13 protein-coding genes are annotated in these 11,278 nt (G+C 57.8%); 7 read left to right on the top strand and 6 right to left on the bottom strand.

From position 1 onward, the window contains the following. Positions 1 to 256: 256 nt before the first annotated feature. From MP439_07495 to MP439_07475, 5 genes are all read right to left on the bottom strand, one after another. The gene (locus MP439_07495) at positions 257 to 1,060 is read right to left on the bottom strand and encodes a sigma-70 family RNA polymerase sigma factor (protein ID MCI2975907.1); all 804 of its coding nucleotides are present in this window, start codon (positions 1,058 to 1,060) and stop codon (positions 257 to 259) included. 111 nt (positions 1,061 to 1,171) lie between these two features. Next, a complete protein-coding gene (locus MP439_07490; protein ID MCI2975906.1) occupies positions 1,172 to 1,396 on the bottom strand; it encodes a DUF2892 domain-containing protein in 225 nt (74 codons plus the stop codon). 470 nt (positions 1,397 to 1,866) lie between these two features. Further along, positions 1,867 to 2,505 (bottom strand): phosphatase PAP2 family protein, encoded by a 639-nt coding sequence (locus tag MP439_07485; protein ID MCI2975905.1) that lies wholly within the window; start codon positions 2,503 to 2,505, stop codon positions 1,867 to 1,869. 425 nt (positions 2,506 to 2,930) lie between these two features. After that, entirely contained in the window at positions 2,931 to 3,674 is a 744-nt protein-coding gene (locus MP439_07480) for an SDR family oxidoreductase (protein MCI2975904.1), read from the bottom strand. A 119-nt stretch (positions 3,675 to 3,793) separates the two neighbouring features. Next, positions 3,794 to 4,486 (bottom strand): GNAT family N-acetyltransferase, encoded by a 693-nt coding sequence (locus MP439_07475; GenBank protein ID MCI2975903.1) that lies wholly within the window; start codon positions 4,484 to 4,486, stop codon positions 3,794 to 3,796. A gap of 280 nt (positions 4,487 to 4,766) precedes the next feature. On the opposite strand from MP439_07475, the gene MP439_07470 reads away from it, so the two are divergent. Then, positions 4,767 to 5,399 carry a hypothetical protein gene (locus tag MP439_07470; GenBank protein ID MCI2975902.1) on the top strand — a complete coding sequence of 211 codons (633 nt, stop codon included), beginning with the start codon at positions 4,767 to 4,769 and terminating at the stop codon, positions 5,397 to 5,399. Between the two features lie 513 nt (positions 5,400 to 5,912). Here the strand turns inward: MP439_07470 and MP439_07465 are convergent. Beyond that, on the bottom strand, positions 5,913 to 6,176 hold the full coding sequence (locus tag MP439_07465; protein MCI2975901.1) for an Lrp/AsnC family transcriptional regulator: 264 nt from the start codon (positions 6,174 to 6,176) through the stop codon (positions 5,913 to 5,915). A gap of 226 nt (positions 6,177 to 6,402) precedes the next feature. Between MP439_07465 and MP439_07460 the strand changes: the two genes are divergently transcribed. From MP439_07460 to MP439_07435, 6 genes are all read left to right on the top strand, one after another. Continuing rightward, positions 6,403 to 6,681 carry a DUF5522 domain-containing protein gene (locus MP439_07460; GenBank protein MCI2975900.1) on the top strand — a complete coding sequence of 93 codons (279 nt, stop codon included), beginning with the start codon at positions 6,403 to 6,405 and terminating at the stop codon, positions 6,679 to 6,681. Then, entirely contained in the window at positions 6,678 to 7,358 is a 681-nt protein-coding gene (locus MP439_07455; GenBank protein MCI2975899.1) for a hypothetical protein, read from the top strand. The genes MP439_07460 and MP439_07455 overlap by 4 nt, the downstream gene beginning before the upstream one ends. A 122-nt stretch (positions 7,359 to 7,480) precedes the next feature. Further along, positions 7,481 to 7,924, top strand: a complete 444-nt coding sequence (locus MP439_07450; protein MCI2975898.1) for a hypothetical protein — start codon at positions 7,481 to 7,483, stop codon at positions 7,922 to 7,924. Next, positions 7,851 to 8,984, top strand: a complete 1,134-nt coding sequence (gene rsmH / locus MP439_07445) for a 16S rRNA (cytosine(1402)-N(4))-methyltransferase RsmH (protein ID MCI2975897.1) — start codon at positions 7,851 to 7,853, stop codon at positions 8,982 to 8,984. Before MP439_07450 ends, rsmH begins: the two co-directional genes overlap by 74 nt. Next, positions 8,972 to 9,421, top strand: a complete 450-nt coding sequence (locus tag MP439_07440) for a hypothetical protein (protein MCI2975896.1) — start codon at positions 8,972 to 8,974, stop codon at positions 9,419 to 9,421. The genes rsmH and MP439_07440 overlap by 13 nt, the downstream gene beginning before the upstream one ends. Beyond that, on the top strand, positions 9,411 to 11,207 hold the full coding sequence (locus MP439_07435; GenBank protein ID MCI2975895.1) for a penicillin-binding protein 2: 1,797 nt from the start codon (positions 9,411 to 9,413) through the stop codon (positions 11,205 to 11,207). Before MP439_07440 ends, MP439_07435 begins: the two co-directional genes overlap by 11 nt. The last annotated feature ends 71 nt before the right edge of the window (positions 11,208 to 11,278 follow it).

Genomic DNA, 11,278 nt, shown 5'->3' with positions numbered 1-11,278 from the left:
CCTTGCAGCGACGAGCCTTTGACCTGATTGGGGCCAAGTTGAGCGTGTGACAGTAAAACTGACCCCAGGATAGACCAAAACCCCAGCTAGCGGTAGGGGTGAGTTGGGATGGTGGGGGTGAGTTCAGACTAACCTTGCCATAGAGACATGGTAGTTAATTTTACCGAAGAGTGATCAACTTAGCCGTACCAGTAGCGTGCCCCAAGCCCAAGCCAAGTCTTGTTGTGGCGTAGGGACTGCGATGGTGTCGATACAACTATTCCTGGTGAGATGATCGGGTTTGGGGCTGCTGCTGGCGGATACTGTGTCTGATTCTTTCGGCAATATCTTTGGGTATGACGCTGTCGGGATCATGAAGATTACCGAGTTTTTCGGTCACGCCCACGAGGGAACGATAGAGGCTCGGACAGGTCGCGCAGTGTGCAAGGTGCTGCTCTAGGAGCTGCGCCTGTCTGGGGGGGAGTTCGTGATCGACATAGTCACAGACCTGAGCTCTCGCTTGTGCACAGCTCAACACCACGCCTTTGTTGGCCATCTTACGCGCATCTCCTTTGGCAAGACTCGTTACCAGCATCATGCGCCCACGTCTGAGGCGCTGCTTAATCGTCGGTAGCTTTTCCCCTAGCAATGCAGCTACCTCTGGAGTTGACCAACCCTCTGCATCGTGGAGCACCACGACCTCCCGGTAGATCACGGGTAGATGGAACAGCGCTTCCTGAAGCTCGCTACGGACTTCCATGCGCTCGATCAGGGCTTGTGCGTCGACATGGTAAGACTCATCGCTCCATAGGACTTCGACGTCTTCGGCAAGGTGTTCGGGAGAATGGTGTCGCGTGCGATCGATAGCGATGTTGCGTAACATTCGGTGGAGCCAACTGCGCAACCCATCACCACCACGAAATTGCGTTTGACGCTCCAAGGCTCGCACGATGGTCTCTCCTACAAGATCTTCAGCCTCAGCCGAGGATCCGACAAGGGAGTATGCATATCGGTAGAGTCCATGAATCTCACGGGCGACGAGGCTCTCGAAAGAATTATCGAGAGCCTCAGGTTCATTCACCATGGCGTCCTATCGATCCGGGCATCTATCATCCCCTGCTTTCCTATATCTCAGGGAGTGCCTCAGGGCATGATCCCGAGCCGTCCAGCCGACTCATCGGTCGAGGTGAGTCTATCGCTTCGTGGTAACGTGCTTTGTCGATGCCAGCGTGTTCACCTTTGTCAAGGTATAGATCGGGCAATATTGTGATGCTGCGGTGATGACCATGATGGCAGCGACTACGAAGAGAACGATCCCCCATGCGGTGGTCGCGCCGACGACGAATGCGAGAATAATCGCAGCTATTGCGACCACTGAACGGACGATACGATCTGTTGTGCCAACATTCTTCTTCATTGTTCTTCTCCTTGTTGAAGTTTTCATGTCCTAGACGGATGAGGAGCCGAAAAGGATACAAATCGCTTCTGCCTGCGCTAACAGGACGGTTGATAGCAGGTCACATCGTGGTGGCCCGATGTCACTGACAACAAAGCCGATGTCCCTTCAGCCCCGTCGGATCTGTCGTGCGCTAGCGCTTATCAGCAACCGCACCATATCGACGCCATCCTTGCGATCACGCCTGACCCAAGGGAGCCACCAGTTGATCGTCGAACGGGTGACGACCGGGTGGCCTGTCGCGATGTTGGGTTGATCCGATCGCCTGACCTAACCGCAGCAGAACATTGGCCCCTCATGGTTCGTACAAGGTCACCAACGCCGGTTTGCATTGTGGTGCTCGCAACCTCCATCTCGGTTGGAAGCTACTTTGCCAGGCAGCCAATCGTTCAAGAATCTTCCACCGAGGCCAAATGTGGCGTTGCTAGAGCTCAGCTGCGCTGATGGGCGCCCATGCTTCGATGGCTTTGTACCAGCCACTTGCCCAAGGCATTCCAATTGCTGAGCCATGTGGTGAACTTCTCAAGGAGCCATAGTGCCCAAGGGCTCAAGATGAGCACAAAGAGCCCTCCAAAAATGAGGCCAGCGACGACATCTCCTGGGTAGTGCATACCGACGTAGACTCGGCCGAAGGCCAGAAAGACGCCCATGATGGCTGCTAGGATTGTCAGGAGCCGCTGCCGACTGAGCCAGAGTCCGACGATTACCGCGCCGGCGATCGTCCCGTGCCCGCTCGGGAAGCTGTATCCATGCGTGCGTGTGAGCAAGACCTCGACGTGAGCGAGGGTCAGGTAGGGGCGACGCTCTGCAAAAAGTGGCTTAAGGACGTAGTGGGAGATGCCCTCTGCAAGGGCAGTACCCCCGGCGGCCCACAGAACCCTCGCAACCTGTCGTTGTGGGTATGACTGCGACCGGGCACGCCACCATGCGATGAGCAACAAGAGTGCCAAGAGTCCGATACCGGCTAAATGTGAGTAGCCTGCCATGAAGCCATGAGCCCAAGGGGTCCTGACAGCGAAGTGGTTAACGTCGAGATAGAGCCTTCGGTTGAGCTTGACGATTTCGGGCATTCGTGTGGCTCCTCTCGCAAACAGATCGAGAATAAGACAGAAGTTTACCCAAACTTTACCGCGTGTTCATTGAGCCGGTCTCAGTTGGACATGCCAGCGGGTAGCTGTCGCAGCCAAACCGGGTCGTCATCATCGAGGCATGTCACCTGTTGGCAAGGTCTGACCTGAAAGTTCCTCATGGCGAGAGTCGGCTGCTATGGTCAACCCAACCAGCATGGCGATCAAGGGAGCTCGACCGATGAATCGGGGCGGTTCGGGCCTGTCAAAACTTGGTTGCCAACCGTCTACGTTCCGGTTGAGGCAACGAGGTTGGCGCCTGTCGCGGGCGACGTCTTGACGCAGAGCTCGGAGGAGCAAACTTCAGTAGAAAGTCCTGTTAACTAGGGTGTGCTGGTGATGTGGTTAGGTTGGTAGCCGTCTAGGGCCTAGGAGCGGTGACGCTGGAGCCACGCATCGAACTCGGTAGCGATGATCCGCTCATCGTGAACATTTTTGGCCGCGTCGGATGCAAGATAGACAACGGGAGGCCCCATGATCTCCGGTGACAGGGCATGATCGCGTAGTTCTTGGGGCGCATCTTCAGGAACCATGCCGGTTACGGTGACGCCACCAGGCAACACGATGTTGACCCTGACAGGAGTGTCGGCGAGGTCCTTGGCCATGATTCTTGCCAAAGCTTCTGACCCAGCACGGGAAGGTCCATAGGGCACGAATCCGCGCCGTACCATCGTCTCATGGTTCATGGATACCATGATGATCGCGCCTGAACCCCGTGCTATCATTCGGGGTGCTACTTCTCGCGCTACAAGAAAGTAACCCGTGAGGTTAGTGTCGATGACTCGGGAGAAGTCATCGGCCGGCACCTCCCAGAAGGACATTGGTTGCTCGAAAAATCGCGGGTTTACCGTTCGCATCCCGATGCCGGCGTTGTTAACCAGAACATCGAGGTCTCCAAAGTGGTCGTAGACCTTCTCGACGGCACGCTTTACCTGGTCTGCGTCGCGAACGTCAACCTCCACCGAGAGAACATCGTGGCCCGCTGATGCGAAATGGCGAACGGTGGTGGTGAGCCGTGGTCCGGGCCGAGCGCAGACGGCCACCCTTGCGCCCGCTTGTGCAAGCGCAGTGGCGACGGCGGCACCGATGCCGCCCGATGCGCCGGTTACCATTGCGGTTCGTCCAGTAAGTGACTCCAAGAGGACAAGTCTACCCGACACAAAGATCGGTTAGAGCTGCACGCTGAGTCGCCAACATTGATCTGGCGAGGTGTTTTGGTGCCTTGATGAGTCTATTGCTCCTGTTCGAGGAGTGTTTGGCTCTCCTGGGTGAGCCCGAGAATTCGCCAGCCTCGATCGATAAATCCGGTTGCCTCGGCTACCTTGGCTGACGCTTGGTTGTCAGGCGCATGGAGGTACGTCGGGATCATTCCGTCGCGCAATACCTGTCGGGCGGCTTGGGCTACCAGCGCTTTGGCAAGGCCGCGCCCACGCGCTTGGGGCTCAGTGACGACAGCAAGTTCTCGGGCAAAGGAATCGTGTCGTTTGAGGCCGACACCTGCGATCACGTTGTGGTCGTCATCGTAGGCGACGAGAACCTTGGTGCCGAAGGAATGGAGCCAGGCGGGAATGCCCGGGTCGCTCGCCGAAACCCAGATACCTGGTTCTCCAAGATCTGGGACGCTGAACGCGAACCGGAAGAACCCACAGAAAATCGCATGGTCGCCGAGGCCAAGTCGAGTTTCGATGAAGGCGATGGCGTCATTTAGTGCGATGACATCGTCGATGACCGTTTCGGCTTCTGGGGGTAGGGGTGTCGATGTGCATGGCTTGTGCGAAGGCGATTGCGAACGCATACCTAAGCGGGTATTGGTGACGACCCCTTGCGTCGGAGCGCTGTTATAACCATCGATGAAACGTCGGGTCAATGCCGGATCGATCGAAAGTAGTACGCCGTCTGCCGGGGATGAGAGTCCCACAAGCATACGAACGGAGCCATCCCAGCCTGGTTTGCGTCGGCGGGTCGTTGGGTAGGTCTCAAGTGGGCCGCTTGGGGGCCATTTCCCGAGCCAATGTCGAAGGTGATCGTGTAATCGTTGCCATCTATCGTGCTCACTTGTTGTCACTCCACGAGTTTATGCTCAAATACGAGCCTGCCGAACTTGGGCTGCGCATAAGTGCTGCCCTCATCTTTGGCGTTTTGAACGACTACATTGATCAGATAGTGCTGCAGTTGGACGTTTCTACCGCATGGAGGTCGAGAGTATGACCCAAGCAGAGCCACCATCGGCACGAGCGTCGGTTCCGTATTGGAGACGCTCCGGCGACGAGCGCTTTGCGCGCCGCCAGGCGAATCGAGGCAAATGGGTGAGGCGAGGTATGCTCGCATTCGGCGCGTTGCTGGTGGTGTCGGTACCATTTGAACTTCACGAGTTTTTCGCAGCGAGGGCGCTTGCGGCCAAGGAGGTCATCCTGCGAGCCAATGAACTCGAGTTGGGGACCGAACCTATCGTTGACTATGGGCCCCAGGGACGATTGGCTGCGCGCCAATTTGGGGTTGGATCGTGGATCAAGCCCGCCGCCAACCACCTTTGCAATACCGTCGAGTCGTGGACTGGCAGCGTAGCTCACATCAAGGTTGGATTTTTGGAGGCCACAAATGGTGGCGCCATCGGCATACTTGCGGCCTCGTGTGAGACCACTGATGGTTTTAATCGCTTGGTGATTGGCCGCTATGACCCGCCGGGTTCGTTGACGAAGATCTTGCTTGGGGCTAGTCGCAATGTGACGCTCGCAACCGTTATCGCTACACCCTCGACGCTTTACCTGCAAAATCCGTTGTACGGGAACCATACCGTGGCCACCAAGGACTCCAAGCTCGTCATCGCCCAGCTTTAGCGCACCCGAAGGTCTACGTAGACGACAACGATCTGCCAGCTGTCGGCGACCGAGCTTGCCTCGGGTCACAACCGTTTCTGCCTGACTGTATGGTTTGCTACGGTGCCTGGCCGGTTGCTTGTGGCTGGAGACCCCTTGAGCGCGAGTCGCGACTCGGTCGTTGCGACATCGTCGACCGATAGCGATCTCTGTTCGATAGTGCTCCCCTCATTGGGTGCCTAGTTTATGTCGGCTCGCAGTGACACCTTGCGGCCGCTGGAGGCTGATGAGCTTTTACACACCAGTGGGTGCACAAACCGTTGATCGCATGGCTGTGCGTGTGATCGGGTGGCGCTGTAAGTCAGCGTTGGTGACTTGGTACCAACGGCATCGTCGATTGAACGAGCTTAGGCGACCTAAGATTAGCCGGACCAACACTTACGCATGCCCAGCAGCTGATCGAAGTTTTGCTCGCGATCTCGTTCAGAGGTGGGAATGACTCATGTGGACGGTCGAAGTGGTGACCTAGGGTGTCTAGCTCTCCTGGGTAGGGAGCAACATGTCAAGGGTAAGATGTCCGACTGGACAAGTTAACGTCCTCGTCACACCCTCAATGACCTGGATTCCTTCGACAACTTGACGACCAATTTCTTGGAGCGTCTCGGCATCGAGCAACGCAATGATGTCATAGGGGCCGGTGACATCATCGGCGCGGTCAACCAGCGGCAGCGAACGGACTGCGGGGAGTACCTTGCCCACAGCGCCAATCTCTGTTTGGATAAGAACGTACGCCTCCACACCTCTCCTTGCCTGCTTGGACCCCTTGGACTAGACTACCGTAGTCGGGACGCGTAGCGATCGATCCAGACTTTGGATCCTCGGCATTTCTCAGTCGGACGGGATCGACTGCCATTGGACATTGGGCTTCGATGGTGGGGCTGGTCTGTGCGGGACCGGATGCACGCGAAAAGGAAAGATCGACTAGCCCAGAGTGTGACTAGCGAAGAGTTTGGATGGCGGTGGAATGCGAGTTGGATCCGGTGAGGAGTGGCGCAAGCTCGTGCTCTACTTTCCCTCAGAGCGTCGTTTCGATTACGACCACCCCCTGGCGCGGATGCGTCTGCAACTGCACCGTTGCGCCCTCGATGCTGGCCTTGATAGCTATCTCGATCCTGAGACCGGCGACAGCGTCTTGACCGCAGCCTCACTGATGGATCATGGCTTTTGCTGTAGCCTTGGATGTCGGCACTGCCCCTTTACAGGTGGTCAGCGACACGCGATCGAAGACATTGCGCCGCAATGAGTTCGACAGGTCAAGCCCGTTGGCGACTTGAAAGGGTATCGCTAACGACAGCGACGCTGCATGAGGCCTGGCCCCGACTCACAGAAGGTGAACGCCTGTGTCGGGTCGCTGAGCCCATCGACCGCGCCCTGGTGCTCGGCTCCTCGACCGGGGAGGAGGGCTTTGACCTCCAACAAGTCCGACGCGAGGGCATCACGGTCGTGAGACGCCATAGCGGGGGAGGTGCGGTACTCGTTGAACCTGGGGACCAGATTTGGCTGATGCTGTATCTTCGACTTGACGACCCGTTAGTCCTGAGAGATCTGGGATCATCATTTCTCTGGCTGGGCACGGCGGTACAGAATCTCCTTGAGGGTCTTGGTGTCGAAGGCCGGGTAGTCACCGACCGACAGGAGCGGACCGAGCTTGGGCGGATGATTTGCTTTGCCGACCTTGGTTTTGGTGAACTCACCATTGGTGGAGCTAAGGTGCTCGGCCTCGCGCAGCGCCGCTCTCGAGGTCAGGCCTGCTTCCAACTCTCGCTGCTCTGGAATGAGCGCCAGAGCGAGATCTCGCGATTCTTGCGAGATTCCGATCTCGCGAATCTGCCACTTCGAGTCGCGGGCATAGCACCAAGAGTCGTACTCTCGCGGCAGAGGTTGCAAGATCGCCTCATCCAAGCGATTACCACCCGGTAATAGAACAACTGTTCGTTTAATACCAATCCGGACCCGAAATATGTCATGTTTCGCTCCCTTCATACCGAAATTTAGAGTATCGGTGGGGAATTGTGGGGTAAAGTGGGGCCCATTGGTTATGAGTGGAGAGGACTGTCGGGTCGGTGTGGCAAACGGGTGAGGTGAAGGCGAAGTTCTTTGGTGGTTACACCCACACCCTTGATCTGAAGGGTCGTCTCACCTTGCCCGCGCGCTTTCGCTCTAACTTCACCGATCACTGTTACGCGACGCCGTCGCAATATGGTGACCCGTGCATCGTGATCTGGACAGTCGAAGATTTTCTGACTTTTGCCAACGCCGTCCCCCAAGAGAACTGGGGTGAGTCCGTCGAGCGACTTCGTCTGCGCGACTGGGGTCGGCAGGCGTTCGAGCTTGAGATCGATCGCCTTGGACGGATCGGTCTTCCCCAGCCATTGCGCACGCTCGTCGATCTTGAGCGCGAGGTTCTGGTCAATGGTGCCTTTGGAACGATTGAAGTATGGGATCCTGTTCGCTGGAATCGTTATCGGGAACAAAACGATGGCTGACCATACTCCCCCTAACTTGACGCCAGGTAACGATGACACTCTGATCTCGGATCAGTTGGATCCAAGGGGCCAACGGGTCTTTCAACACACGCCGGTGCTCGCCGTCGCGGTCGTGGATGGTTTTCGGGATCGACGATCCTCATCAGCGGTCGTTGTGGATGCCACTGTTGGACTCGGTGGGCACACCCAAGTGCTACTCGATGCCTTTGACTGGGTCCAGGTGGTGGGCCTCGATCGGGATCGACAAGCCTTGGAGCGGACCCGAGTTCGACTGGGGTGCTATGGTCAACGCGTGCGACTGGTGCATGGAACCATGTCGAACCTCACCGAGACGGTATCACCAGTCACGGCGGTAGCCGGAGTACTCGCTGATCTTGGTGTTTCCTCCATGCAGCTTGACGATCCTGCCCGCGGTTTTTCCTTCCGGTTCGATGCCACACTGGATATGCGAATGGATCAGTCCAACGAAGGGATGACGGTCGCGCAGTTACTCGAGTCGAGTACGGTTGACGACCTCATCGGCCTCTTCCGGCAACATGGTGTTGGTTCGTTGTCTAGGCGTTATGCCACAGCTATCAAAGATGCGCTGCCGGTGACAACCACCGGAGGGCTCGCCGCCGTGATCGTCGAAGCCACCCCTGCAAAGCTTCGCGGTGGTCGCATCCACCCAGCAACAAAGGTGTTTCAGGCCTTGCGTGTCAGTGTCAACGACGAGATCGGTGAGCTTATGCAATTCCTCCCTGCTGCGTTCGCCCTACTCGATGTGGGGGGAGTGCTGCAGGTGATCAGCTACCACTCCGGCGAGGACCGGCTCGTTAAGCGCTTTATGCGCCACGTTGAGACTGGTGGATGTCTCTGCTCTCCGCGGCTGGGCTGCACGTGCGGTGCGACACCGGCGGGTGAACGAATCCAACGACACGCTATCAACCCCTCCGAGGCGGAGGCGACATTGAATCCAAGAGCTAGGAGTGCGCACCTTCGCTCATTGCGGCGCAGCGCTCGAGACGTGAACGATGTAATTGATCGATATTGGCATCAGGTGACCACATGGCACGAGTAGTGGCGCTGCCCCAGACTCCACTGCGCGAACGACCTCAACGTCGACGACCTGAACTGGTGCTCATTACGCCACCAGCACGTGTCTCTCGCTGGCGCCGCCTGCGTAGCATCGTGATCTTTGTAACCGTTGTTGGACTCATGGCGATGGTGGTGGTCGCTCGTATCGGTATCGAACTCCAAGAGTCGAGGGTCGCTCAGCTAAGCTCTGCCATTACTCAGGCCGAGCGCACCCAGGCGAACCTCAAACTCCAGGTCGCTGAGCTGTCATCTCCGCAGCGAATCATGAACTACGCAAGCGCCCATCTCCATCTCACTCTCCCGGGATCGGTTGATGTGGTCGCAGGCTCCAGCGCCAAGGGCGCAACTGCGCTACCGCAGTCCGAGGGGTCGAGCCCGACGCTGCCACTTCCCGCAGGCGAGGTCGCCAGTGGCAACTAAGCGACGGAGCCGACGTACGAGGCTGACCTTTTTGCTTTGTGGCATTGTCACCCTGGCACTCATCGTCCAGTTACTGCGGGTCACCGTCTTAGCTATGCCGACCTACACCAACCTCGCTCAACAAGAGGTCGAGACCACGGTTACGCTTCCGGGGTTGCGGGGATCCATCCTGGCAAGAAACGGCGAGGTTCTAGCGACGTCGGAGCTCCGTGACACCATCATCGCCGATCCGCTCCAAATCAAGAGCCCAGCGACTGAAGCGAAAACCCTGGCAACGCTGGTCGACTCGCCGGTAGCACAGGTGCAACACGCCCTGACGGTGCCGGGTGGATATTCGGTGGTTGCCCAGTTGGTTACCCAGTCGATTGGATCTCGAATCGAGAACATGGCGCTCGACGGAGAGCTCCCAGGCATCAATGTTGAGCCGGGTCAGGCGCGCTACTACCCGGTGGGTTCGTTAGCGGAGCCGGTCATTGGCCGGGTCGGCGCGAACGACAATGGGCTCTTTGGTCTTGAGTATCAGTACCAGAACTTGCTCGCTGGCAAGAATGGCTACCAGATTGAGCGTGTCGCGAGCGGGTCGTTACCGTTGCCAAATGCCGTCGTCAAGCGCCAGGCGCCGGTGCAGGGCAAAAATCTGGAGTTGACGATTGACCCGAGCTTGCAGGCCTATGCCGAGCAGGCGGTAGCTGGAGAGATCGAAAAGACGAATGCAATTGGTGGGACCGCCGTTGTGATGGACGTCGCAACGGGTCAGATCTTGGCGATGGTTTCGCTCACTGCCCCTCCGTTGCCCGGTGCCAAACCGCTCGCTAATGGTGGCCAGCCGGTCGATGTCCAACGTGCGCTACCGACTGAGAGCTGGACGAATCAGGCGGTAGCCTACGCCTACGAACCGGGGTCGGTCGCCAAGATCGCCACCTTCACTGCAGCGCTTCAGGACCATCTGATCACCCCAACCTCGACCGAGGTCGTTCCCGGACAGCTCGACATCGACGGATCGATTTTTCACGACGCAGAACCGCACCCGACGGAGGTGCTCACGATGGGTCAGATTTTGGCCCAAAGCTCAAACGTTGGGACCATCGAGATCGCCCGACGACTCGGGCCGGCACGGTTATTGGCCTCGTTTGAACGTTTTGGCTGGGGCGAACCCACTGGCCTGGCATTCCCTGGGGAGACACAAGGGTACATGAAGCCGATCAACCAGTGGTCGCCGACGGCGATTGGTTCGACACCAATTGGCCAAGACCAGCTAGTGACACCCCTGCAGGTGCTCGATTCTTACAACGCGATCGCTAACGGTGGCGTGATGGTGCCACCAAAGCTCGTGTTGGGGACCGTTGCAAGTGACGGTCAACTCCATCCGTTGCAGAGTCCATCACCGCATCGCATCGTGCCCCCAGCGATCGATGCAGAGATGGTCCATCTGCTCTCCGGCGTGACTGGGGCTAACGCCACCGCTCCAGATGCGACGATCCCTGGCTATCTCGTGGCGGGCAAGACTGGGACATCCCAGAAGCCGTTACATACCCAGTCTGGGTACCAGATGGGTGCCTACTGGGCTACCTTTGTCGGCATGGTGCCAGCGCAGCACCCGGTGCTCAGTGCCATTGTCATGCTCGATCAGCCGGTCCCAATTTACGGTGGAATGACGGCGGCCCCGGTGTTCTCCCAGATCATGCGCTACGCGTTGGCCCGCTATGGAATCACCCCGTCGGGTAAGGTTGAGTCATCACTCCTCCCGAGGATCAAGCAACCTTCCCGCCGAAGGGTCCACGGGTGACTATCACAGCCACCGTATCCCTATACCATAGTTATGGTTGTGGTCCAGGTTGGGGCGAGGGAGTGGGAGAG

This window comes from Ferrimicrobium sp. (assembly GCA_022690815.1).
In the GTDB taxonomy this organism is placed as follows: domain Bacteria; phylum Actinomycetota; class Acidimicrobiia; order Acidimicrobiales; family Acidimicrobiaceae; genus Ferrimicrobium.
Note: the sequence above shows the minus strand (reverse complement) of the source record. Positions and strands in the feature narration are given on the sequence as shown.